The sequence below is a fragment of the Geodermatophilus sp. YIM 151500 genome (assembly GCF_025716945.1).
Taxonomy (GTDB): Bacteria; Actinomycetota; Actinomycetes; order Mycobacteriales; family Geodermatophilaceae; genus YIM-151500.
Genome location: NZ_JAOVZT010000011.1, coordinates 98,623 through 122,634, shown reverse-complemented (window position 1 = coordinate 122,634; position 24,012 = coordinate 98,623). Strand labels below are relative to the sequence as shown.

The following is a 24,012-nucleotide window of genomic DNA, read 5'->3' as shown; positions in this document are numbered from 1 at the left end:
CGGCCGAGCAGGTCGCCGGCTGGCTGCGCGCCCTCCGCCCCGCCGGGACCTGACCCCGACGGCACCGACGCGAGACCGGCGGGCCGGGACGCACCTGCGTCCCGGCCCGCCGCACGTGGCGGGGTCCGGCACCGTGCCGGACGCCGCACCGTTCAGCGGAGCGCCGTCGGATGGCATCCTGGGGAACGGAGGCGGACGGCACCGTCCGGCGCCACGGGGGTCCCGTGAGGTGCGCCGCCCGCGACGACGCAGGAGGGGTCCTCATGCACCGACGTGGTGCCCGGCCACCGCGAGCAGGGCTGGCCACCGCCCTGGCGGTCGTGGCGGCGATGGCCGCGGCGTGCGGGTCCTCGAGCGCCGAGCCTCCTCCGACCGGCGACACGCGCAACGCTCCCGAGGTGGACGCGCCCGTGCGGGCGCAGGGTCTCGCCCCCGGCACGGTCAACGGCGAGGTACGGCCGACGGTCGAGACCGAACCCGTCCCCAGCGACGGCGACGCCGCCGACGACCCGGCGGTGTGGGTCAACCCCGACGACCCGACGCGCAGCGCGGTGATCGCGACCGACAAGAAGAGCGGCCTGCTGGTCTACGACCTGGACGGCAGCCAGCTGCAGTACCTCCCCGAGGGGGAGTTCAACAACGTCGACGTCCGGACGGTGCCCGGCCGGTCCGGCCCGCTCGTGGTCGCCGGCGAGCGCAGCGGCAACGCGATCGGGGTCTTCGAGCTCGAACCCGGCTCGCGCCAGCTGCGGAACGTGTCCGCCGGTGGTCTCGAGCCCGGCGTCGAGGTCTACGGCTCGTGCCTGTACCTCAGCCCGGACACCGGACGCCTCTACGTCTTCGTCACGAGCAAGAGCGGCGACGTCGAGCAGTGGGAACTCGTCGACGACGGGTCGGGCCGCGTCGCCGGCCAGCAGGTCCGCACCTTCGCCCTGGACTCCCAGACCGAAGGGTGCGTGGCCGACGACGAGGTCGGCCAGGTGTACGTGAGCGAGGAGGCCGTCGGCATCTGGAAGCTCGGTGCCGAGCCCGGCGATCCCGGTGAGGGAACCCTGGTCGCCGAGGTGGCGGACGGGGGGCCGCTGGCCGCCGACGTCGAGGGGCTCACGCTGACGACGCGGCCCGACGGCACCGGCTACCTGATCGCCTCCAGCCAGGGCAACGACTCCCTGGTCGTCTACGCGCGGGAAGGGGACAACCCCTTCGTGCTGTCCTTCCGCATCCTCGGCGGGATGGGCGTCGACGGCGTGACCCACGCCGACGGGGTCGACGCCGTGGCGGCCGACCTCGGCCCGGCGTTCCCGTCCGGAGTGCTGGTCGTGCAGGACAGCGAGAACGACGAGGGGAACCAGAACTTCAAGCTCGTGCCGCTGGACCAGATCCTCCCGGGCTGACGACCCGGGGGCAGCACCGAGGCGGCCGCCGCGGTCCCCGGTACGTCGCGCGCCGACGCCTAGCCGTAGCCGTAGTGGTCGCGTAGCTTTCGCCGCCGGGTGACGGCGCGCGAGACCGTCGGGCGGCGGTGCCCCGTGGTTCCGCGCCCCCCGGAGGCTGCCGCATGCACGCTCGCACCCGACGCAGGTCCCGCACCGGATCGGTGGTGGCCGCCGCGGTGGTCGTCGCCACGCTCGGGGCGGCCCCCGGGGCGACCGCCTCCACCGCCCCGGCTGCGGTCACCACCGGCACGGACCGGGGGGTGTCGACGGCGCCGGCCGGCGCCGCGCTGGGCACCGCGAGCGCGACCGTGGAGACCGCGCCGGTGCCGCACGGCGGCGACGCCGCCGACGACCCGGCGATCTGGGTGGACCCGGGGAACCCTGCTCTGAGCGCGGTCGTGGCGACCGACAAGCAGGGCGGCCTGCTCGTGTACGACCTGGCCGGGCAGCAGCTCCAGTACCTGCCCGTCGGGGCGGTCAACAACGTGGACGTGCGGCCGGTGGTCGGCACGGCGGGCGGGCCGACGCTCGGGGGCCGGCCGGCCGTGCTCGCGGTCGCGGGCAACCGCAGCACCAACAGCATCGGCGTGTACGAGCTCGACCCCGGCACCCGGCAGCTGAGGGACGTCGCGGCCAGGAGCATCGTGCCGGGCGTCCCGGTCTACGGTTCCTGCCTCTACCGCAGCGCCGCGACGGGGCGCTCCTACGTGTTCGTCACCAGCAAGCTCGGGCAGGTCGAGCAGTGGGAGCTGTTCGACGACGGCTCCGGCAGGGTCGACGCCGCGCGGGTCCGGGCGTTCGGCCTGGGCTCCCAGGCCGAGGGCTGCGTGGCCGACGACGAGCTGGGCCACGTGTACGTGGGCGAGGAGGCCGTCGGCATCTGGCGGTTCGGTGCCGAGCCCGGCGACGCCGGTGCGGGCACCCTGGTCGCCGGGGTGTCGGCGGGGGGACCGCTGGCCGCCGACGTCGAGGGGCTGGCCCTCACCACCCGGCCCGACGGCACCGGCTACCTGATCGCCTCCAGCCAGGGCAGCGACTCCCTGGTCGTCTACGCGCGGGAGGGGGGCAATCCCTTCCTGGTGTCCTTCCACGTCGGCTCGGGTGCCGCGATCGACGGCGTGGAGCGGACCGACGGGCTCGACGTCACGACCATCCCGCTGGGACCGGCCTTCCCCGCCGGGATGCTCGTCGTGCAGGACGATGCGAATCCGGGCGGCAACCAGAACTTCAAGTTCGTGCCGTGGGAACGGGTGGTCCCGGGCTGATCCGGCTCTCCCGGAGCGGTCAGCCGCCGGCCCGGGCGATCACGGCGTCCGCGCTGCGGGTGTTGACCACCCGATCGACCGGCACTCCGCACTCGACGGCGCGCTCGCAGCCGTTGCCCTGCCAGTCGAGCTGACCGGGTGCGTGCGCGTCGGTGTCGACGGCGAACTCGCATCCGAGCTCGACGGCCAGGGAGAGCAGCCGCCGCGGGGGGTCGAGCCGCTCGGGCCGGGAGTTGATCTCCACGGCCGTGCCGTGCTCGACGCACGCGGAGAACACCGCCTCGGCGTCGAAGGTGCTCTCCGGGCGCGGGCGCTGCCGGCGTCCCTCCCGCTGCTCGCGCGGGATCAGCAGCCGGCCGGTGCAGTGGCCGAGGACGTCGGCGTGCGGGTTGGCGACCGCGGTCAGCATGCGGGCGGTCATCGTCGCGCTGTCGGCGCGCAGGTCGGAGTGCACGCTGGCGACCACGACGTCGACCCGGCCGAGCAGCTCGTCGGTCTGGTCGAGGCTGCCGTCGAGGTTGATGTCGCACTCGATGCCGGTGAGGATCCGGAACGGCGCGAGCTCCTCGTTGAGCTCGGCGACCACGTCCAGCTGCCGCTCGAGCCGCTCGGCGCTCAGCCCGTTGGCGACGGTGAGCCGGGGGGAGTGGTCGGTGAGCGCCAGGTACTCGTGGCCCAGGGCCATCGCCGCCTCGGCCATCTCGCGGATCGGGCTGCCGCCGTCGGACCAGTCCGAGTGGCTGTGCAGGTCGCCGCGCAGCGCGGCGCGGAACTCGGCGACGTCGTCGGCGAGCGGGACCAGCTCGGCGTAGGCGTCCTCGAGCCGGACCAGGTACTCGGGCACCTCGCCCGCGTGCGCCTGCACGATCGCCGCCGCCGTCTTCGGACCGATGCCGCGCAGGTCGGTGAGCGTGCGGGTGCGGATCCGCCGCTCGAGCTCACCCTCGCCGAGCCGGTCGACGACGGCTGCCGCCGTCCGGAACGCCTGCACCCGGTGCGTGGGCTCGCGGGCCCGCTCCAGCAGGAAGGCGATCCTCCGGAGCGCGGCCGCGGGCGGCAGCCTCATGCGGGGAGCGGGGTCAGCGGCTCACCTTCCGCGCCTGCTTCCTCGCGCCCTTCTGCGCCCGCTTCTGCGCCTTGGCAGCCCGCTTCTGGGCCTTGGCCAGGTTCTTCTCGGTGGCGTCGGCGGCCTTCTCGGCGGCCCGGCGGGCGCGGTACCCGACCGACGGCTTCCCCTCGGTGTCGACGGCGGCGATCAGGAGTCCACCCAGCAGGCCCAGGTTCTTGAGGAAGTGGGCGAGCTTCTCGAAGCGCTCGTGCGGGTCGTCGTGCTCCCAGAAGCGGTGCCCGGCCAGCGTCGTCGGCACGGTGGACCCGGCCAGCAGCAGCGCGGTCAGCCGCGGGACCTTGCCGAGCGCGAACAGCGACCCGGCGGCCACCTGCAGGCCGGCGTTGGCCATGACCCACTGCTCGACGTCCTTGGGCACCTGGACGGGCAGCTGCTTGTCCGCGGTCGCCGCGACCTTCTCCACGATCGGGGCGGCGCCGGGGACGCGGTCCTGCGGCTTGCGGAGCGTGCTGATCCCGCCGTAGACGTACGACGAGGCGAGCAGCGGCCGGGCGATCCGGCGGACCAACATGGTGACCTCTTCCCCTCTCGTGACACGAGCCGCTGCACCGCGGCGGCGTGCCGGGCGCAGGGCCGGCCGCCGGTGGCGACCACCGGCCGGCTTCCTGGCGGTCACCGTAGCGGGGGCGCGGGGGTACCGCTCATCGATGCGGCTGCCGATGTCTTGTGGCCGCGGGCCTCCGGGAGCGCCTCCGGAGTCACACTCGTCACATCGGTCACAGCCGTACTCGCGTTATGTGATTGTGATGCTACTTTCCGTTTGTGTCACGACACAGTCACCGGCCGTCACTGCTCGCCTCGGCCGCTTCCCGCGCCGTCCGTTCCTCCGGCTTCCTGGTCCGCCTGGTCGTCGGGGTCGTCGTCCTGATCTGCCTGCTCCCGCTCCTGCTGAGCGACAGCGGCGCCCTGCTCGGCGGGGCGGTCCGCGACGCCGCCGGTCACGGCGCCGTCCGGGCTCCGCAGGCGGCCACGGCCGACGAGGACGACGACGAGGACGAGGACGACGACGAGGACGACGACGAGGAGGCCGCCCCGGCCGCGGGCGCCCAGGCGGCGCGGGCGGGAGCCCGGGCCGGCGCCCGCGCATCCGCCCTCGCCGACGCACAGGCGCGGACGGGGAAGGGCGGGGGCCGCGGGGCGCCCGCCGGGAGCGACGCCGCGTCGGCTCCCGAGAGCGCCGCAGACGCGGCGAGCGGTGCTGCCACCGGTGCAGCGGAGGGTGCGGCGGCAGGCGCCGCGGCGCCGGTCCCGCCCACGCCCGGTGCGGCGGTACCGCCGCCCGCACCCGGCGGGAAGGGCGCCGGGCCCGGGGGGCCGCTCAGCTGGGCACCTCCGGCGGGGTGGGCGAGCTACGCCATCAAGCGGGTGACGTCGACGTCGTTCACCCAGATCGACGGCGGCGGCCGCGACGTCCGGATCGAGCTGCCCCGTGACCGCGCGGTCGGGCCGATCGCGATCCGCAACTGCCGCAACGCGGTGGTCATCGGCGGGCAGATCGACATCCTGCCGACGTCGCAGGTCAACGGCGCCGACCAGCGGGGCATCTACATCAGCAAGTGCACCGGCACGGTGCACGTCGAGGGCGTGTACATCAAGGGCGGCGTCGCGGGGTCGGAATCCGACGGCATCGCGGTCAACGCCCCGCAGGCCACCGTGCAGGTGCAGAACGTCCGGGTCGAGAACATGCGCGGCGGCAAGAGCGGCAACCACGCCGACGTGTTCCAGCCCTGGGGCGGTGTCCGCGAGTTCCGGATCGACCGGCTGACGGGGTCGACCAACTACCAGGGGCTGCACATCGGCCGCGGTCTCGGCGACATCGGCCGGGGCACCATCCGCAACGCCAACATCGCCAGCGCCGACCTCGGTACGGTGGACAAGGGCGGCCACTTCATCTGGATGGACTGCAACGGCTACCCGCTCGCGCTGGACAACGTCTACGTCGCCGGCCGCGCCGACCGCGAGTTCGGGCGGAGCATCTGGCCGACGGCGGGGGCCTCGGGCTGCGGTGCCAAGATCTCGGGCGGGCTGGCCACCTGGCCGGGCAACCGCTCGGTGACCGGCAGCGTGCGCGAGGGACGTCCGGCGGCAGGTGACTTCGTGCCGGCCGGCTCGGTGGGCCTCGGCTACACCTCGCCCGGCTACGCGTGAGGCAGCGGAGGGGCTGACCGGGCCGCCGGTCAGCCCCTCCGGCAGCAGTAGACGGTGAGCGGCCGGCGCTTGGCGAAGACGAACTCGGAGCCGGTCACGCCGCACTCGCCGTCGTAGGCGACCTCCTGCTCGCCGGACCGGGACACGACCCGCACCTCCTCGGCGGCGAACGTCTCGTAGGCGGTGCCCCGGTCGCTGAGGCCGAGCAGCGCGCCGACCACGGCCCGGGTGCGGCTGAACGGGACGTCGGCCCGCAGCACCTGGACGTCGAGCAGCCCGTCCTCCAGCCGCGGTCGCCAGGCCGGCGACAGCCCCCTCGGGGTGTACCGGCAGTTCCCGACGAACAGGATCCACACCGCCACCGGCCGGCCGGCGACCTCCAGCCGCACCGGCTCGCTGCGCCCCAGCACCTGCGCCGCGGCCACGGTCAGCGCGACCCACGTGCCCAGCCGGCCGGCCAGCTCGTCGCGGCGGCGCACCATCGCCGGGTACACGCCGATCGAGGCGGTGTTCAGGAACGCGGTGCCGTTGACGTCGGCGACGTCGACGCACACCGCCTCGCCGCGGCTCACCGCCTCGGCGACCGCCGCCGCGTCGTCCACGCCGACGTCCCGGGCGAAGTGGTTCAGCGTGCCGGCCGGGACGACGGCCAGCGGCAGCCCGTGCTCGAGCGCGACCGCCGCTGCGGCGGCGACGCTGCCGTCGCCGCCGGCCACCCCCACCGCCCGCGCCCGCCCCGCACGCACGGCCTCGTCGAGCACCTCGAGGACGCCGGCCCCGGCGCCGACCTCGCGGATCTCGGCGGCCGGCAGCCGATTGCGGACCTCCTCGGCGGGGTCGAAGCCGTCCGGGCCCGAGCGCGGGTTGACCGCGACCACCAGGCCGGCGCCGTCCGGCAGCGCCGGCGCGGAGGCCGCCGTCCGGACCCGCGCCGGAGCCTCCGGACGCACCCGCCACCAGTGCCGGCTGGCCACCGCCACGCCCGCGCCCACGGCCAGGCCGGCGAGGACGTCACCCGGGTAGTGCACGCCCACGTGCACCCGGGAGTACCCGACGCCCAGGGCGACCGGGGCCAAGGCCGTCCCGGCCAGCGGGTGCTCCATCGCGACGCCGGTGGCGAAGGCGGCGGCCGAGCTCGAGTGCCCGCTCGGGAAGGAGAGGGTGACGGGGGAGCGGCGCAGCTTCCGCTCGCTCCGGAGGTTGGCCATGTCCGGCCGCACCCGCCCGAATACCCGTTTGAGCAGCGCGTTGACCAGCAGGCTGCTCACCGCCTGGGCGCCGACCCCGCGGACGGCCCCGCGGCGGAGCCCGCCCCGGCGCAGGCCGAGGAGCACGGCGACGGCCAGCCAGAGCTTGCCGTGGTCGGCGGCCGTCGACAGCCGCCGCAGCCAGCGGTCGACGGGCGTCGTGGGCAGCCCCCCGACCCAGGCATGGACGCGCCGGTCGAGCAACCTCAGTCGCCGTCCCCGCACGCGTCCCGACGCTAGCGGAGTGGATCCGTCGGCGTGACGTCGATGTGACGTCGACGGGATCCACTCCGCTAGGCCTTCCGGCGGGCGCGGTACGCGGCGACCGTGGAGCGGCTCGCGCAGGTGTTGGAGCAGTACCGGCGGCTGGCGTTGCGCGAGGTGTCGACGTAGACGTCGTCGCAGCCCTCGGCCGAGCAGACGCCCAGCCGCTGCCAGCCGTGCTGGGCGACCACCTGCGAGAGGCCCATGGCCACGGTGGTCGTCAGTTGCTCCAGGGCGGGCGCAGCCGGGTGGGCGAAGTGCAGGTGCAGCTCACCGTCGTGGTCGGTGGCATAGGGCTGCGGTCGGGCGCGGGCGAGCAGCTCGTTGAGCCGGTCGATCACCTCGGCCCGCGTGCCGGCCAGGGCGACGGCGCGGACCAGGTCGGCGACCTCGGCGGCCGTCACCGCGTCCCGCGGGGAGAGCTCGAGGGCGGTGCCGGGGGTGAACCACTCGGCGTGGGCGCGGAGGAAGGCCGGCGCCCACGACGGGCCGGCGGCGTCGTCCGGCTCGGTGTCGTCCCGCTCGGCGTCGTGCCGCCCGGTGTCGTCGCGCTCGGCGTTGGCCAGGTCGATCGCCAGCTCGACCGCGTTCGATCCGTAGGTGTCGTAGTCCATTTGACTCCCTACTTCCGGATCCCTACCCTCGTGCTCTGTAGGCGGTCAACGAGCTTTGACCGCCTACCGTTCCCGTCGCTCCCGATGCTTGGAGGTGCCCCGTGCGCGCGTACCTGGACGTCTGGCGGCTGCCCTCCGCCAAGGTGCTGCTGCTGGCCGGGTTCGCCGGTCGGCTGCCCTCGGCCATGGTGCCCCTCGCGTTGCTGCTCATGGTGCAGCAGCAGACCGGCTCCTACGCCGTCGCCGGCCTCGCCTCGGCCACCCTGGGCATCGCCATGGCCGTGATGGCTCCGGTGCTCGGGCGGCTGGCCGATCGGCGCGGGCCGCGCCCGGTGCTGCTCGGCGAGTCGGCCGCCTACCCCGTGCTGCTCACCGTGCTCGCGGCCGCCGTGCTGTCCGGGGCGCCGACCGCGGCGATCATCGCGGCGTCGGCGGCGGCCGGCGCGGCCACCCCGCTGGTCTCCGGCACGGTGCGGGCGCTGTGGTCGCGCGTCGACCCCCGGTACCGGGGAACGGCCTTCGCGCTGGACGCGACGGCGACCGAGTTCGTCTTCGTGGCCGGCCCGACCGCCGTCGCCGCGCTGGCGGTGCTGGCCACGCCCGCCGTGGCGGTCGCCGTGGCCGGCGTGCTCGCGGTGGGCGGTGCGCTGGCGATCGCGACGTGCGGGGCCATGCGGGCGTGGCGGCCGGCGCCCGCCGTCCGCCGCGGCATGCTGTCGACGGCCCTGGCCCCGGGCATGCCGCGGGTGCTGGTCAGCGGCTCGGCGCTGATGCTCGGCTTCGGCGCCCTCGAGGTGGCCATCCCCGCCTTCGCCGACGCCGCCGGGTCGCCGGGCCTGTCCGGCCTGCTGCTGGCGGTGTGGTCGCTGGGCTCGGTCGCCGGCGGGCTCTGGTTCGGCGCCCGCGTGGTCAGCGCCTCGCTGCCGCGCCAGTACCGCTGGGGGCTGCTGGGCGTGACCATCGGCCTGGTGCCGCTCGCCGCCGTGTCCAGCCCGTGGCTGCTCGCCGGGCTGCTGTTCCTGGGCGGCACGGCGATCGCGCCGACGCTGACGGTGCAGAGCTCGCTCGTGGGCGCCATCGCGCCGGCGCACGCGACCACCGAGGCCTTCACCTGGCTGTCGACCATCGCGTTCGGCGCCTCGGCGGTCGGGGCGGCGCTCGGCGGCGCGCTGGTCGAGAGCCGTGCGGGCGTGACCGGCAGCCTCCTGCTCGCGACGGCGGGGGCGGCGCTCGCGGTCGGGGTGACCCTCGTCCCGGGCCTCCGCCGCCGTCCGGACGGCGCCGTCCGCGAGCCGGTCGCCGCGTGATCGCGCCCGGAGGGTCCGCCGCCGGCCACCTCGGCGCCGGGAGGCGCTCGCCGTGCGGATCGCGCCGCCGCCCGGGGGGCTCGCCAGCCCCCTGGGAGGCGGCCGGACGGCGCTGGTAACCTCTTCTCTCGGTGGTTCCGGGGGAGCTCGGGCCCCGGGAGGCTTCGCCTAGTCCGGTCTATGGCGCCGCACTGCTAATGCGGTTTGGGTTAACCCCCATCCCGGGTTCAAATCCCGGAGCCTCCGCGCAGCACAACCGAACAGCAGGCACCCGTAGCTCAACGGATAGAGCATCTGACTACGGATCAGAAGGTTAGGGGTTCGAATCCCTTCGGGTGCACGTGCCGACCGCGGCCCCGCCCTCTCCGAGGGCGGGGCCGCGGTGCGTTCGAGACGTGGACGCGTGCGGCTCGTCACGTCCCGTGACGGGCGAGACGGAGCTCATGACGACTCGCCGCCCGGAAGTCACCAACCCGTCATCCGCCGCTGGGAGCATCGGGGGCGACGCACCACTTCTCCCCGCGGAGCACCAGCCCATGCGCTTCCTCTTCCGCCCGCCGGCCGACGAGGCCGCCGGCCTTCTGGCGCTGCCGTGGGACCAGCCGCTCGAGGAGTGGCCGGACGACGTCGTCCTGCACGTCCCGCAGCGGGGCATCTCCCGGCACGTCGTCCGCTTCGTGGCCAACGACGGTGCCGTCTACGCGCTCAAGGAGATCGTGGAGCCGCTGGCACGCAAGGAGTACGCGCTGCTGGGCGCGTTCGCCGCCGAGGGTCTGCCCGCCGTCTCGGTGCTGGGCATCTGCGTCGACCGGCCCGGCGACCAGCCGGCCATCCTGGTCACCCGCTATCTCGAGTACTCGGTCTCCTACCGCCACCTGTTCGCGACCTCGCGCGGCGAGCACTCGACCGAGCAGCTGATCGACACGATGGTCGAGCTGCTGGTCCGCCTGCACCTGGCCGGCGTCTTCTGGGGCGACTGCTCCCTGTCGAACACCCTCTTCCGGCCCGACGCGGGAACCATGGCCGCCTACCTGGTCGACGCCGAGACCGTCGAGCGGCACCCGTCGCTGAGCACCGGGCAGCGGCTGCACGACCTCGACCTGGCGGCCGACCGCGTCGGCGCGGAGCTGCTCGACCTGGAGTTCGGCGGCCTGCTGCCCCGGGACGTCGACCCGATCGAGACCGCCGCCGGCTTCCGCGCCAAGTACGAGGCGTTGTGGGACGAGCTCACCCGCGAGGAGTTCGTCGCTCCCGCGGAGCAGCGCTCCAGGGTGGCCGAGCGGCTGCGGCGGCTCGACGACCTGGGTTTCGACGCCGGCGAGATCGAGCTCGTCACCTCCCCCGAGGGCGCCCGGCTGCGGGTGCGGACCCGGGTCGCCGAGCCCGGGCACCACCGTCGGGAGCTGTTCCGCCTCACCGGGCTGGAGGTGCAGGAGAACCAGGCCCGCCGCCTGCTCGACGACCTGCGCAGCTACCGGGCCCGGCTCGAGCAGCGCGACGGCGTCCCCGTCCCGGAGACCGTCGCCGGTCACCGGTGGGTGGCCGAGGTGTACGCGCCGGTCGTGGAGTCGATCCCCGCCGAGCTGGTCGGCCGGCTGGCGCCGGCCGAGATGTTCCACGAGATCCTCGAGCACCGGTGGTTCCTCTCCGAGGTCGCCGGTGCCGACGTCGGGACGACGGAGGCCGCGCGGTCCTACGTCGAGACCGTCCTGCCGCAGAACTCCCCGGAGGTCACCAGCCCGTCGGCGGTGCTCGGGCTGCTGTAGGAGCCGGCCCCCGCGCCGGCCGCGCATGACGAAACCGTTGCGATCCGGTCCACGGTGGATCCCGATCGCGCGGGCGGGGCACAGTAGGGGAAGTCGCCCTCGCGGGCGGCTGCTCGTCGTGCCCGAGAGCAAGAGGAGCGCCGTGCCTCCCCGCACCGTGCCCACCGCCCGCCGCCACCGGGCCGCCGCCTCCGCGGCGGCGGTCCGCGCAACCGGGGTCCGCGCATGACCGGTCGCTGGGAACGGGCCGAGGGCCTGGCCCTGCCCGCGGTCGAGGCCGAGCCGCGCACGCGGCGCCGCGCATGGCTACCCGTCGCCCGGGTGTTCGGCGTGCTCCTCGCCACCGGCGTGGCCGGTGCGCTGGTGGCGGCCCTCGTGCTGCCGGTCGTCGGCGGCGTGGCCGCGCTCACCCGGCTCAGCGGTGACGTGCTGCAGCCGGTCGACTCGGCGCTGCTGGACGTGGACCCGCTGAGCAACACCAAGCTGCTCGCCGCCGACGGCTCGCTGCTGACCGAGATCCACCGCCGCAACCGGTCGGTCGTCCCCTCCGAGGCGATCGCCCCGGTGATGAAGGACGCGCTGGTCGCCATCGAGGACGCGCGCTTCCACGAGCACCGCGGGGTGGACGGCGAGGGGCTGGTGCGGGCGATGGTCCGCAACCTCGCCGCCGGCGACGTGGTGGAGGGCGGCTCGACGCTGACCCAGCAGCTGGTGAAGCAGATCCGCGTGCAGTCGGCCGACACGCCCGAGGAGCGCCGGGAGGCCACCGACGAGAGCCTCGGCCGCAAGGTCGAGGAGGCCCAGCTCGCGCTGGCCATGGAGGAGCGGTACTCGAAGGACGAGATCCTCACCCGCTACCTCAACCGGGTCTACTTCGGCGCGGGCGCCTACGGCGTGCACGAGGCGGCCGAGGTGTACTTCGGCGTCACCCCGGCCGAGCTGACCGTGGCCCAGGCCGCCACGCTGGCCGGCCTGGTGCAGCGGCCCGCCGACCACGACCCGTTCGTCCACCCGGACCGCGCGACCGAGCGCCGGGACGTGGTGATCGACCGGATGCTCGAGCTCGGCATGATCGACCGGGCCGCGGCCGAGGAGGCGCGCAGCCAGCCGGTCGCGCTGTCGCCGATCTTCAGCCCGAACGGGTGTCCCGACAGCCGTTTCCCGTTCTTCTGCGACTACGCGGTCGCGTACCTGACCGGCACGCTCGGCCTGACCCGCCAGCAGCTCGAGGCGGGCGGGCTGACCGTCCGGACGACGATCGACCCGCGCATCCAGGCCGCCGGCGACGCCGCGGTCAACCGCAGCCTCGCCATGGACGACCCGCGCGCGGGCATCTACACGGTGGTCGAGCCCGGCACCGGCCGGGTGCTCGGCATGTCGGTGAACCGCATGTACGGGCTGGACGCCGCCGACCCGCGGCAGACGACGGTCAACCTGAACACCGCCGCCGGCCAGGGGTCCGGCTCCACGTACAAGCTCTTCACGGCCGCCGCCGCCCTGGAGCAGGGGTTCGGCCTGCTCCACCGGATCCAGACCGGTGACCCGTACGTCTCCCGCGTCTACCGCGACGGCGAGGAGCCCTACGACATCGGGAACGTCGGCCGCATCCCCTCCGACCTGACGATGGAGGAGGCGCTGTACCGCTCCTCCAACACCTATTTCCTGGCGCTGCAGGACCAGTTGGGCAGCGTCACCGCGCCGGTGCGGATGGCGCAGCGGCTCGGGCTGACGTCGCTCGACCCGGTCGCCGACCGGGTGGCGGCCGAGAACCGCGGGTCGTTCACCTTCGGCGCCGAGGCCACCAGCCCCCTTGCCCTCACCAGTGCCTACGCCACGATCGCGGCCGGCGGCACTCGCTGCGCGCCAACGCCGATCGACGAGGTGCTCGGTCCCGACGGCCAGCCGCTCACCCGCCCCGACGGGTCCCCCCTGCTCCAGCAGGACCGCTGCACTCCCGCGGTGGTCGCGCCCGGGCTGGCCAACGCGCTCAACCAGGCGCTGCGCAAGGACGTCGAACCCGGCTTCCCCGGCCAGACCGGAGCCCGGGCACACCTGCCCGGCCACCAGATCGCGGGCAAGACGGGGACCTCGCAGGACCGGTTCTCGGCCACGTTCGTGGGCTGGACCCCGCAGCTCGTCGCGAGCGTCATGATGTACAACCCGGTCGCCAACCAGGACGTGGGCAGCTACGGGGGCGGGATCCCGGCCCAGATCTGGCGCGACGCCATGGCGCCGGTCCTCGGCGCGCGCCCGCCGGCGCCCTTCCCGCCGGGAGACCCCGCGTACGTGACCGGCTCGCTGCAGACGCTGCCGCCCGGCTGCGTCGGGGCGCCGGAGGACCGCTGCCTCGGCCTGCTGGCCTCCCGCGGGTTCAGCGGGACGCCGGTCGCCGTGGACAGCCGCCGGCCCGCCGGCATCGTGGTCGCGATGGACCCGGCGCCAGGTGCTCCGGTGCGCACCGACGAGCGCGTCGTCCTGCAGGTCAGCAACGGCGCCCGCTACGAGCCGCCGGTGCGGACCCCCAGGCCGGCACCCCCGCCACCGCCCGCGCCGGCTCCCGAGCCGGAGCCGACCCCGGCGCCGGAGCCCGAGCCCACGCCCGAACCGACGCCGGAGTCGACGCCCGAACCGACCCCGCAGCCGGAGCCGACGCCCGGACCCACCCCTCCGCCGGGGCCTCCGTCGGATCGTGAGCCCTCGGACCCCCCCGAGCGGTCGGGTGACGCGGAGCCCTCGGGCGACCCCGAGCGGTCGGGCGACGCGGAGCGCTCCGGCGATCCCGAGCGGTCGGGCCAGCGGGAGCGGTCCGCCGGGAGCGAGAGCCCGGCCCGGTCGGGAGCACCCGGCGGTCCGCCGGCACCTCGGTCCTGATCGCTTCCCATCGCCGCCCTGTGCCCGGCAGCGCGCCTGCAGCGCCACCGCGGCGCACGGCGTTGCCACAGCGCACGGCGTTGCCACCGCGGCGCACGGCGTCGCCACCGCAGCGCACAGCGGTCGGCGAAGTGGCGCCGGGACGCGGGATGGTGTGGGGGCGGGGACGCCGGTCCTGACGGTCTGGCCGCGTTGGTCGGTCCACCCAGCAGTGGGTGGCCACTCTTTGCCGGCTGTCCCCGCCCGCGTCCACTGTGGTTCAGGTCACTGTCCGGGTCAAGTCCGGCTCGGCGTGTCGAGGGCGTCCGATGGCAGGCGTCCGGCTCGAGGTGGTCGGCAGGACGTGGGAGCCGGCGCCTCCTGCCCGCGGCACCCGGCGGGCCTCCGCATCTGCCGTCCAAGTGGACCCCGCGACACGCCCGGCTGATCGACACGCCCGAGGAAATAGTGAGTTCTGGAACGCCGACGGCCCGACACGCCGTCCGACACGCCGCGTCGAAGGTCACGGGGTGGGGACGGTCCGTCACGCAGGTGAGAATGGGCATGCCCGGTTCCGGCACCGACGGAACGGGCTGGGGGATCGAGGGGGACGGCCGTGCTGACGGGGATGCCGCGCGCAGCCGGCGCGGCCCGCATGCCCGAGGGGCCTGGGGTCGGCGCCGCCCGGGGACTCGTCGTCGTCGCGGCCGCGGCTGCCGCGCTCGTGTGGGTCCTGCCCGCGCCTGCCGCCCGGGCCGTCGACGACCCCAGCCGCCCCGATGCGCGGGTCACCCACGGGCCCAGCTGCCGTCCGGGCGGCGTGGTGGTCGAGGTGGTCGGGGGCTCCGCCGCCTACGGCGTCGTGCTGACGACCACGCGCGTGCCGCGGGGCGAGGACGCCGTCGAGCTGGCACCCGGGCAGTCCGCGGTCCTGCGCACCGGCGAGGTCGCCTGGGGCGAGACCCTCGACGGCGCGTTGGAGTTCACCGCCCGCGACGGCTCCGGCGTCCGCTACGTCGACGATCTCGACGGGTACCGCTTCACCCGTCCGGCCGAGGCGGACTGCGCGGCCATCACCGCGCCACCGCCGGCCGGCGGCGGAACCGGCGACGCTCCGCCCGCCGCGGACGCGCTCGGCCCGCAGCCGGCCGTGCTCCGGTCCGCTCCCGTCGCCGCCGGCTCGCCGACCGAGCTCGGGCCGGTGCTGGCCGCCGCTGCCTCGCTGGGGGCCAGCCTGTGCGGGTGGGTGGCCGTCGCCGGGCGGCAGCGCGCTACCCGGTGCCGGCCCGCGGGGAGCGCCGCGGAGCGGATCGGGGGACGATGACCGCGTGCACCGCTCCGAGGACGCCCTCACCCGCGGTGTGCCGCGCGACACCGCCGACCTGGCCGGGGCCGCGCCGACCCCGGCCGAGACGTGGCTGCGCATCACCCAGGTCCACGACCGGATCACCCGGCGGGTCGACTCGGTGCTGCACAACCAGCACGGCCTGTCGCTGACCGGGTTCGAGGCGCTGCGGCGCATCGCCGACGCCCCGGGGGAGCGCGCCTCGATGGGCGAGGTCGCCGAGGCGCTGGGGCTCTCCCGTCCCGGCGTCACGAGCACCGTGACCCGGCTGGTCGCCGACGGCCTGGTGCTCCGCGAGCGGGGTGGTGGCGACCGGCGGCTGCTGCACGCCCGGCTCACCCCGGCCGGGCGGGAGCGGGTCGACGCCGCAGCTCGCACCCACGACGAACTCGTCGGGCACCTGCTCGGTCTGCTGGGCAACGACGCCGCCGTGGTCACCGACGCGCTGGCCCGGGTGTCCGCCGCCGCGCGCGCCCGGCGCTGACCCGCCAGCCGTCGACCCGGGTTCCGCGCGCGAGGAGCCCGCTCACCCCTTCGGATACTTCGAGCCCGTAGTGTTTCCCGCCCCGGACGACCGGGCAGGAGGCGGCTCATGGTCCTGGGGCTGGCGGCGAGCGTCGTCGTGCCCACCGTCGGCCGGCCCTCGCTCGACGTGCTGCTCGACGCGCTGGCCACCGCGAGGGGTCCCCGCCCGGCCGAACTGATCCTGGTCGACGACCGCCCGGCCGGGACGCCGTTGGCCGTCGACCGCCCCGGCCTGCCCCCGACCCGGGTGCTGCGCACCGGCGGGGGCGGCCCGGCCCGCGCCCGCAACCTCGGCTGGCGGGCCGCGCGCACGGAGTGGATCGCCTTCCTCGACGACGACGTCGTCCCCGATCCGGACTGGTACGACCGGCTGGCCGCCGACCTCGCCGACCTGCCGGCCGACGTCGCGGGCACCCAGGGGCGCGTGCACGTGCCGCTGCCCGCCGGTCGACGGCCCACCGACTGGGAGCGCGGCACCGCGGGGCTGGCGACCAGCAGCTGGATCACCGCCGATCTCGCCTACCGGCGCAGCGCGCTTGCCGCCGTCGGCGGCTTCGACGAGCGCTTCCCCCGCGCCTTCCGCGAGGACTCCGACCTGGCGCTGCGGGTGATGGGCACCGGCGCCCGGCTCGTGCGCGGCAGCCGCCGGATCACCCACCCGGTGCGGCCGGTCGACCGGTGGACCAGCGTGCGCACCCAGGCGGGCAACGCCGACGACGTCCTCATGCGCCGCCTGCACGGCCGCGGCTGGCGCCGCCGGGCCGACGCGCCGCTCGGCCGCCGTCCCGGCCACCTGGTCGTGACCGCGGCGCTCGGCGCCGCCCTCGGCCTGGCCGCCGCCCGCCGGCCGCGCGCCGCCGAGCTGGCGGCGCTCGGCTGGGTCGCCGGCACCGCGGAGTTCGCCTGGGCGCGCATCGCGCCGGGCCCGCGCGACCGGGCCGAGGTGACCACCATGGCGCTCACGAGCGCGCTGATCCCGCCGCTGGCCACCTGGCACTGGTTGCGCGGCGTCGTCACGCACCGCAGGGTCCGGCCCTGGCGGGGCCTGCCCGACCTGGTGCTGTTCGACCGCGACGGCACCCTGGTGCACGACTTCCCGTACAACGGCGACCCGCACTGGGTCCGCCCGCTCGACGGCGCGAGGGAGGCCCTCGACCGGCTGCGCGCCCGCGGGGTCCGGGTCGGCGTGGTCAGCAACCAGTCCGGCGTCGCCCGCGGACTGATCACCACCGCCCAGGTCGAGGCCTGCATGGCGAGGCTCGAGGAGCTGCTCGGCCCGTTCGACACCGTGCGGTGGTGCCCGCACGGTCCGGACGACGGCTGCAGCTGCCGCAAGCCGGCTCCCGGCATGGTCGAGGCCGCCTGCGCCGAGCTCGGCGTCGATCCGGCTCGCTGCGTGGTGATCGGCGACATCGGCACCGACGTCGAGGCCGCCGCGGCCGCCGGGGCGACCGGCGTCCTGGTGCCCACCCCGGTCACCCGCCCCGCGGAGGTGGCGGCGGCGCGGCGCCGTGCGGGCACCCTCGGCGAGGCGGTCGACCGGGTCCTGGCGGGCAGCTGGTGAGCCGGACGGTCCTCGTCGCGAGGCTGGACGCCGCCGGCGACGTGCTGCTCCAGGGGCCGCTCGTGCGCGCGGTCGCCGCGGGCGCCGACCGCGTCGTGTTCCTGGCCGGGCCCTCGGGTGCCGAGGCCGCGGGGCTGCTGCCGGGCGTCGACGAGGTCTGGACCTGGCACTGCCCGTGGATCTCCCCGACCCCCGACCCGGTCGACGCCGCCGACGTCGCCGCGCTGACCGAGCGGGTGCGCGCCCTCGCGCCGGACGAGGCGGTGATGTCCACCTCGTTCCACCAGTCGCCGCTGCCGCTCGCGCTGGTGCTGCGCACGGCCGGGGTCCGGCGCATCTCGGCGATCAGCGTCGACTACCCCGGTTCGCTGCTCGACGTCCGCCACCGGGTGGACGACGACCTGCCGGAGCCCGAGCGGGCGCTGTCGCTCGCCCGGGCCGCCGGGTTCCACCTGCCGCCCGGCGACGCCGGGCGGCTGGCCGTGCGCCGACCCCTGCCCCCGGTCGCGCACGATGCCGGCTCCGCCGACCGCTCCTACGTCGTCGTGCACCCCGGGGCGTCGGTGCCCGCTCGCGCCTGGCCGGCGCGGCGCTGCGCCGAGGCGGTCGAGGCGCTGGCCGACGCCGGCTGGCGGGTGCTGGTCACCGGCGGGCCGGCGGAGCGGGCGCTCACCGCGGCCGTCGCCGGCACGCGCGGCGTCGACCTCGGCGGGGGCACCTCGCTGGCGCAGATGGCGGCGCTGCTGGACGGTGCCGCGGCCGTCGTCGTCGGCAACACCGGCCCGGCCCACCTGGCCGCCGCCGTCGGCACGCCGGTCGTGTCGCTGTTCTCGCCCGTGGTCCCGGCCACCCGCTGGGCGCCCTACGGCGTGCCCAGCGTGCTGCTCGGCGACCAGTCGGCGCCCTGCCGCGGCACCCGCGCCCGCGAGTGCCCGGTGCCGGGCCACCCCTGCCTGACCTCCGTGACGGCCGCCGACGTGGTGGCCGCCGTCGAGACGCTGACCGCGGCCGAACAGCGTGCCGCGGTCCGCCACGCCGCGGCCGGGAAGGCCGCGATCGACATCCGGGTGGGTGCGTGAAGGTCCTGATCTGGCACGTCCACGGCTCCTGGACGACGGCGTTCGTCCAGGGGCGGCACGAGTACCTCCTCCCGGTCCTGCCCGACCGGGGACCCGACGGGCGGGGTCGCGCCCGCACCTGGGACTGGCCGGCGTCGGCCCGCGAGGTGACGCCCGAGCAGCTCACCGACGAGGACGTCGACGTCGTGGTCCTGCAGCGGACGTCGGAGCTCGGGCTGGTCCGCGACTGGCTGGGCCGGGAGGCTGGCCGCGACCTGCCGGCGGTGTTCCTGGAGCACAACGCGCCCGGCCTCGGGCCGGAGGACGCGGCCGTGCCGCACACCCGGCACCCGGTGGCCGACCGCGCCGACGTGCCGATCGTGCACGTCACCCACTTCAACCGGCTGTTCTACGACAACGGCCGCGCGCCGACGACGGTCATCGAGCACGGCATCGTCGACCCGGGCGAGCGGTGGACCGGCGAGCTGGAGCGGGCCGCCGTGGTCGTCAACGAGCCGGTGCGCCGCGGGCGGACCACCGGTGGCGACCTGCTGCCCGGGTTCGCCGCCGTCGCCCCGCTCGACGTGTTCGGCATGGGCCTGACCGGTCTCCACGAGCGCTACGGCCTCGACCCCGGCCGGGTCGCGCTGCACGAGGACCCGCCGCAGGCGGCGATGCACGCCGAACTCGCCCGGCGGCGGGTGTACGTGCACCCGGTCCGCTGGACCTCGCTGGGCCTGTCGCTGCTGGAGGCCATGCACCTGGGCATGCCGGTCGTCGGGCTGGCCACCACCGAGGCGGTGGAGGCGGTGCCCCGCGAGGCCGGGGTGCTCTCCACCCGCCCGGAGGTTCTGCACGCCGCCGTCGCGACCTTCCTCGCCGACCCGGACGCCGCCCGGCTGGCGGGCAAGGCCGCCCGCACGGCGGCCCTGGAGCGCTACGGGCTGGCCCGCTTCCTCGCCGACTGGGACGCGCTGCTGGCGGAGGTGACGCGATGAGGACCGACCGCTCGGACGGCCTGCCGCGACAGGCACCGCTGCGCATCGACCTGGTCAGCGAGCACGCCAGCCCGCTGGCCGCCCTCGGCGGGGTCGACGCCGGCGGGCAGAACGTGCACGTGGCCGCCCTCGCCGCGGGCCTGGCCCGGCGCGGGCACCGGGTCACCGTGCACACCCGCCGCGACGACCCGGGGCTGCCCGACCGGGTGGTCACCGACGACGGCTACGAGGTGGCGCACGTGGCCGCGGGACCGGCGCGCGCCGTGCCCAAGGACGAGCTGCTGCCGCACATGGGCGCCTTCGCCCGCGAGCTGCGCCGGGAGTGGGCCGCCGCGGCGCCGGACGTGGTGCACGCGCACTTCTGGATGAGCGGCCTGGCCGCGGTCGCCGCCGCCGACGCGCTGCCCGTCCCGGTGCCGGTGCTGCAGACCTTCCACGCCCTCGGCTCGGTCAAGCGCCGGCACCAGGGCGCCGCCGACACCTCCCCACCGCGGCGCATCGACCTGGAGCGCGACCTGTGCCGCGACGTCTCCCACGTCGTGGCCACCTGCACCGACGAGGTGTTCGAGCTGCGCCGCCTGGGGCTGTGCTCCGAGCGCGTGTCGATCGTCCCGTGCGGCGTCGACACGGCCGTGTTCACGCCGCGCGGTCCGGTCGCCCCGCGCTCGGCCCGTCCGCGGCTGCTCGTGCTGGGCCGGCTGGTCGAGCGCAAGGGCCAGGACGACGCCGTCCGCGGGCTGGCCGCGGTGCCGGGTGCGGAGCTGGTCGTCGTCGGCGGACCGCCGGCCGGCGGGCTGGACGGCGACCCGGAGGTGCGCCGACTGCGCGCGGTGGCCGCCGCGGTGGGCGTCGCTGACCGGCTGGTGTTCACCGGCGCGGTCGCCCGCGACGAGGTCCCGGCGTGGATCCGGTCGGCCGACGTGGTGCTGGCCGTGCCGTGGTACGAGCCGTTCGGCATCACCCCGCTGGAGGCGATGGCCTGCGGCCGCCCGGTCGTCGCCACCGCCGTGGGCGGGCTGGTCGACACCGTGGCCGACGGCGTCACCGGCGAGCTGGTGCCGCCGCGCGACCCGGTGCGGTTGGGCGCCGTGCTGGCCGCGCTGCTCGCCGACCCCGACCGGCGGGCCGCCTACGGCGCGGCCGGGGTGAAGCGGGCCCGCGCCCGCTACCGGTGGTCCCGCGTCGTCGCCGACACCGAAGCCGTCTACCGGCGGGTGCTGGCCACCCGCCGTCCCGTGGAGGTCGCCCGATGACACCGCTCGCTCCACAGCCGGGGCGCCGAGGCGGCGCGCGCAACCGGGTCGCCGGGCCCGGGCCGCTGCGCGCCGCCGAGGTCGTCTCGCCCGACGTCTGCACGCACCTCACCGGCGCCGACCACGTCGCGTCGCTGACCGCCGCGCTGGCCGACGTCGCCCGGCACGTGGACACCCTCGACCGGTGGGGGCGGCTGCTGGCCGACGTCCTCGGGGCGCGCGGCCGGCTGCTGGCCGCCGGCAACGGCGGCAGCGCCGCGCAGGCCCAGCACCTCACCGCGGAGCTGGTCGGCCGCTACCGGGCCGACCGGCCGCCGTTCTCGGCCATCTGCCTGACCGCGGAGACCTCGAGCCTGACCGCGATCGCCAACGACTACCCGGCCGACGAGCTGTTCGCCCGGCAGGTGGAGGCGCACGGCCGTGACGGCGACGTCCTCGTGCTGCTGTCGACCAGCGGACGCAGCCCGAACGTCGTGGCCGCGGCGCGCCGGGCCCGGGACTGCGGGATGCACGTCCTGGCGATGACCGGCCCGGCGCCCAACCCTTTGGCCGCGGCCGCCGACGAGGCGGTGTGCATCGACTCGCCGTGGACGGCGACCGTCCAGGAGTGCCACCTGGTGGTGCTGCACCTGGTCTGCGCCGCCTTCGACGCCGCCGTGCTCGCGCCCTCGCCGCGGGTGCCGGAGGGCACGCGCATGGAGCTGGCCGAGTGACGGGCCGGCCCCTCGTCGTCGTCGGGGACGCGCTGCTCGACGTCGACCTGGTCGGCTCGGCGTCGCGGCTGGCACCTGACGCGCCCGTGCCGGTCATCGACGACGTCGAGACGCGCGAGCGCCCCGGCGGCGCGGCGCTGGCCGCGGTGGTGGCCGCCGCGGGCACGGGACGGGAGGTCGTGCTCGTCGCGCCGCTGGCCGACGACGACGGCGCCGCCCGGCTGCGGGCGCTGCTCGACGGCCGGGTGAGGCTGCTGCCCGTGCCCGCCACGGGTGCGACCGCGGTCAAGCAACGGGTGCGGATCGGCGACCACGCCGTCGCCCGGCTCGACAGCGGCGACCCGACCGTCGCGCTCGGCCGGCTGACCGCGGCCGCGGTCGAGGCGATCGGGTCGGCGGGGGCGGTGCTGGTCGCCGACTACGGGCGCGGGACGACCGCCGACGCCGGGGTCCGGGCCGCGCTGGCCTCCGCCGGTGGGCCGGTGGTGTGGGATCCGCACCCGCGCGGGGCCGCCCCGGTGCCGTCGTCCCGGCTGGTCACGCCGAACGGCGCCGAGGCCGCCCGGGTGGCCGCCGCGTGCGGGGTGCCCGCCGACGGCGACGGGCTGGCGGCCGTGGGCGCGCGGGCCGAGGCGCTGATCCGGCACTGGGGGGTGGGCGCGGTGGCGGTCACCCTCGGCGCCCGCGGCGCGCTGCTCTCCTACGGCGAGGGCGCGCCGATGGTCGTGCCCGCCGTCCCGGTGACCGGCGGCGACCCGTGCGGGGCCGGGGACTCCTTCGCCGCCGCGGCGGCGCTGGCGCTGGCCGACGGCGCGGTCACCGGTGAGGCGGTGTCGGCCGCGGTGGCCGCCGCGTCGGTGTTCGTCGCCCGCGGCGGTGCCTCGGCCTGGGACGCGGCGGATCCCGCGCCCACGCTGCAGTCGTCCGCGCCTCCGTCGGCCGCCGGGGCGGGGGTGGAGGCGCTGCTGGCCCGGGTGCGTGCCACGGGCGGCACCGTGGTGGCCACCGGCGGCTGCTTCGACCTGCTGCACCCCGGACACGTGGCCACGCTGCGGGCGGCCCGCGGGCTGGGCGACTGCCTCGTCGTGTGCATCAACTCCGACGAGTCGGTGCGCCGGCTCAAGGGACCGTCCCGGCCGCTGGTGACCGCCGCTGACCGGGCACGCGTGCTGGAGGCCCTGGAGTTCGTCGACGCGGTCGTCGTGTTCGACGAGGACACCCCCGCCGAGGCGCTCGACCGGCTGCGGCCCGACGTGTGGGCCAAGGGCGGCGACTATGCCGGCGCCGACCTGCCCGAGGCCGCGGTGCTGCGCCGCTGGGGCGGCCAGGCCGTGGTCCTGCCCTACCTGGACGGGCACTCGACGACCGCCCTGGTCGCCCGCTCGCGCACCTGGTGACGGACCCCGCTGCCCCCCGCGCCTCGCCCGCTCGGCGGGGACCCCTGCAGCGGGGCCGGCCACGCTCCGACGGGCGGCCGGTGGCGGTCGTGCTGCGGCCGCTGGGGCTGGGTGACCTGCTCACCGGCGTCCCGGCGCTCCGCGCGATCCGTGCCGCCGTCCCCGGCCACCGGCTCGTGCTGGCCACCACCGAGGCGCTGCGGCCGCTGGCCGAGCTGGTCGACGCGGTCGACGAGGTGCTGCCCGCCCGCGAGCTCGAGTCGCTGCGCTGGGCCGGCCCGCCACCGGAGCTCGCTGTCGACCTGCACGGCAAGGGCCCGGCCTCGCACCGGGTCGTCGCCGCGCTGCGACCCGACCGGCTGCTGTGCTTCGGCAGCCCCGGATACCCCGGGCCCGTCTGGCACCCCGACGAGCACGAGGTCGCCCGCTGGTGCCGGCTGGTCACCGAGGGGCTCGGCGTGCCCGCCCACCCCGACGCGCTCGACCTCGCCGAGCCGCCGCTGCCCCCGCTGGTGCGCAGCGCCGCCCTGGTCCACCCGGGGGCGGCGTACCCGTCGCGGCGCTGGCCGGCCGACCGGTTCGCCGCGGTGGCCCGGCACCTGCGGGCCGCCGGCCACGACGTGCGGATCACCGGCGGCCCGGCCGAGGTGGGACTGGCACGGGAGGTGGCCGAGGCGGCCGGGCTGGGGGAGGAGGCCGTGCTCGCCGGGCGGACGACGTCGCTGGAACTCGCCGCCGTCGTCGCGGCCGCCCGCGTGGTCGTCAGCGGTGACACCGGGGTCGCGCACCTGGCCAGCGCCTACCGCCGTCCATCGGTGGTGCTCTTCGGCCCGGTGCCACCGGCGCTGTGGGGGCCGCCCCGGCGTCCGCAGCACGTCGTCCTCTGGCACGGCGACGTGCACGGAGGCACCGGGGATCCCTGGGGCACGACCGTCGACCCGGCGTTGGCGGCGGTGACCGTCGACGAGGTCACGGCCGCGCTCGAGCACATCGTCGCCCTCCGGGCGACACCGCGACCAGGAGCCGTCCCCGACCCCGGCTGAGCCGCTTCGTCCCGCCTGCGCGGACCCCTCCGGGGCCCACTCGGCGCGACACCGCGACCAGGAGCCGTCCCCGACCCCGGCTGAGCCGCT

Annotated in this window: 19 protein-coding genes and 2 tRNA genes; 17 read left to right on the top strand and 4 right to left on the bottom strand. The window is 76.5% G+C overall.

Going from position 1 to position 24,012, the window contains the following annotated elements; translation table 11 throughout:
* The first annotated feature begins 398 nt into the window (after positions 1-398).
* Both OF117_RS17315 and OF117_RS17310 read left to right on the top strand, forming a co-directional pair.
* A complete protein-coding gene (locus OF117_RS17315) occupies positions 399-1,394 on the top strand; it encodes a phytase (RefSeq protein ID WP_263554089.1) in 996 nt (331 codons plus the stop codon).
* 164 nt (positions 1,395-1,558) lie between these two features.
* Complete coding sequence (locus tag OF117_RS17310) at positions 1,559-2,701, top strand: phytase (RefSeq protein WP_263554088.1); 1,143 nt, start codon at positions 1,559-1,561, stop codon at positions 2,699-2,701.
* Positions 2,702-2,720: 19 nt separating this feature from the next.
* Here the strand turns inward: OF117_RS17310 and OF117_RS17305 are convergent, their stop codons facing one another.
* Together OF117_RS17305 and OF117_RS17300 are read right to left on the bottom strand one after the other, a co-directional pair.
* Entirely contained in the window at positions 2,721-3,767 is a 1,047-nt protein-coding gene (locus tag OF117_RS17305; protein WP_263554087.1) for a PHP domain-containing protein, read from the bottom strand.
* Positions 3,768-3,780: 13 nt separating this feature from the next.
* On the bottom strand, positions 3,781-4,341 hold the full coding sequence (locus OF117_RS17300; protein ID WP_263554086.1) for a DoxX family protein: 561 nt from the start codon (positions 4,339-4,341) through the stop codon (positions 3,781-3,783).
* A gap of 251 nt (positions 4,342-4,592) precedes the next feature.
* On the opposite strand from OF117_RS17300, the gene OF117_RS17295 reads away from it, so the two are divergent.
* Positions 4,593-5,978 carry a hypothetical protein gene (locus OF117_RS17295; protein WP_263554085.1) on the top strand — a complete coding sequence of 462 codons (1,386 nt, stop codon included), beginning with the start codon at positions 4,593-4,595 and terminating at the stop codon, positions 5,976-5,978.
* Positions 5,979-6,007: 29 nt separating this feature from the next.
* Here the strand turns inward: OF117_RS17295 and OF117_RS17290 are convergent, their stop codons facing one another.
* Together OF117_RS17290 and OF117_RS17285 are read right to left on the bottom strand one after the other, a co-directional pair.
* The gene (locus tag OF117_RS17290; protein WP_263554084.1) at positions 6,008-7,450 is read right to left on the bottom strand and encodes a bifunctional phosphatase PAP2/diacylglycerol kinase family protein; all 1,443 of its coding nucleotides are present in this window, start codon (positions 7,448-7,450) and stop codon (positions 6,008-6,010) included.
* A 68-nt stretch (positions 7,451-7,518) separates the two neighbouring features.
* Positions 7,519-8,103 (bottom strand): CGNR zinc finger domain-containing protein, encoded by a 585-nt coding sequence (locus OF117_RS17285; RefSeq protein WP_263554083.1) that lies wholly within the window; start codon positions 8,101-8,103, stop codon positions 7,519-7,521.
* A 101-nt stretch (positions 8,104-8,204) separates the two neighbouring features.
* On the opposite strand from OF117_RS17285, the gene OF117_RS17280 reads away from it, so the two are divergent.
* The 14 genes from OF117_RS17280 to OF117_RS17215 all read left to right on the top strand — a co-directional run bounded on the left by OF117_RS17280 (position 8,205) and on the right by OF117_RS17215 (position 23,922).
* Complete coding sequence (locus OF117_RS17280) at positions 8,205-9,410, top strand: MFS transporter (RefSeq protein ID WP_263554082.1); 1,206 nt, start codon at positions 8,205-8,207, stop codon at positions 9,408-9,410.
* A 157-nt stretch (positions 9,411-9,567) separates the two neighbouring features.
* Positions 9,568-9,656: transfer RNA gene (locus tag OF117_RS17275), tRNA-Ser, on the top strand.
* A gap of 21 nt (positions 9,657-9,677) precedes the next feature.
* Positions 9,678-9,750, top strand: a tRNA-Arg gene (locus OF117_RS17270).
* 196 nt (positions 9,751-9,946) lie between these two features.
* Complete coding sequence (locus OF117_RS17265; RefSeq protein ID WP_263554081.1) at positions 9,947-11,176, top strand: DUF4032 domain-containing protein; 1,230 nt, start codon at positions 9,947-9,949, stop codon at positions 11,174-11,176.
* A gap of 225 nt (positions 11,177-11,401) precedes the next feature.
* Entirely contained in the window at positions 11,402-14,047 is a 2,646-nt protein-coding gene (locus OF117_RS17260; protein ID WP_263554080.1) for a penicillin-binding protein, read from the top strand.
* 634 nt (positions 14,048-14,681) lie between these two features.
* Positions 14,682-15,350: a hypothetical protein gene (locus OF117_RS17255; RefSeq protein ID WP_263554079.1), complete on the top strand. Its 669-nt coding sequence runs from the start codon at positions 14,682-14,684 to the stop codon at positions 15,348-15,350.
* 4 nt (positions 15,351-15,354) lie between these two features.
* Entirely contained in the window at positions 15,355-15,855 is a 501-nt protein-coding gene (locus OF117_RS17250; RefSeq protein ID WP_263554078.1) for a MarR family winged helix-turn-helix transcriptional regulator, read from the top strand.
* A gap of 108 nt (positions 15,856-15,963) precedes the next feature.
* Positions 15,964-17,460, top strand: coding sequence for an HAD-IIIA family hydrolase (locus OF117_RS17245; protein ID WP_263554077.1), 1,497 nt, complete (start codon positions 15,964-15,966; stop codon positions 17,458-17,460).
* On the top strand, positions 17,457-18,539 hold the full coding sequence (locus OF117_RS17240) for a glycosyltransferase family 9 protein (protein WP_263554076.1): 1,083 nt from the start codon (positions 17,457-17,459) through the stop codon (positions 18,537-18,539). The genes OF117_RS17245 and OF117_RS17240 overlap by 4 nt, the downstream gene beginning before the upstream one ends.
* Entirely contained in the window at positions 18,536-19,516 is a 981-nt protein-coding gene (locus tag OF117_RS17235; protein ID WP_263554075.1) for a glycosyltransferase, read from the top strand. Before OF117_RS17240 ends, OF117_RS17235 begins: the two co-directional genes overlap by 4 nt.
* The gene (locus tag OF117_RS17230; RefSeq protein WP_263554074.1) at positions 19,513-20,769 is read left to right on the top strand and encodes a glycosyltransferase; all 1,257 of its coding nucleotides are present in this window, start codon (positions 19,513-19,515) and stop codon (positions 20,767-20,769) included. Before OF117_RS17235 ends, OF117_RS17230 begins: the two co-directional genes overlap by 4 nt.
* Positions 20,766-21,482 carry an SIS domain-containing protein gene (locus OF117_RS17225; protein WP_263554073.1) on the top strand — a complete coding sequence of 239 codons (717 nt, stop codon included), beginning with the start codon at positions 20,766-20,768 and terminating at the stop codon, positions 21,480-21,482. The genes OF117_RS17230 and OF117_RS17225 overlap by 4 nt, the downstream gene beginning before the upstream one ends.
* Positions 21,479-22,879 carry a D-glycero-beta-D-manno-heptose 1-phosphate adenylyltransferase gene (rfaE2, locus tag OF117_RS17220; protein ID WP_263554072.1) on the top strand — a complete coding sequence of 467 codons (1,401 nt, stop codon included), beginning with the start codon at positions 21,479-21,481 and terminating at the stop codon, positions 22,877-22,879. Before OF117_RS17225 ends, rfaE2 begins: the two co-directional genes overlap by 4 nt.
* Before the next feature lie 80 nt (positions 22,880-22,959).
* Positions 22,960-23,922, top strand: coding sequence for a glycosyltransferase family 9 protein (locus OF117_RS17215; protein ID WP_263554071.1), 963 nt, complete (start codon positions 22,960-22,962; stop codon positions 23,920-23,922).
* Positions 23,923-24,012 lie beyond the last annotated feature (90 nt).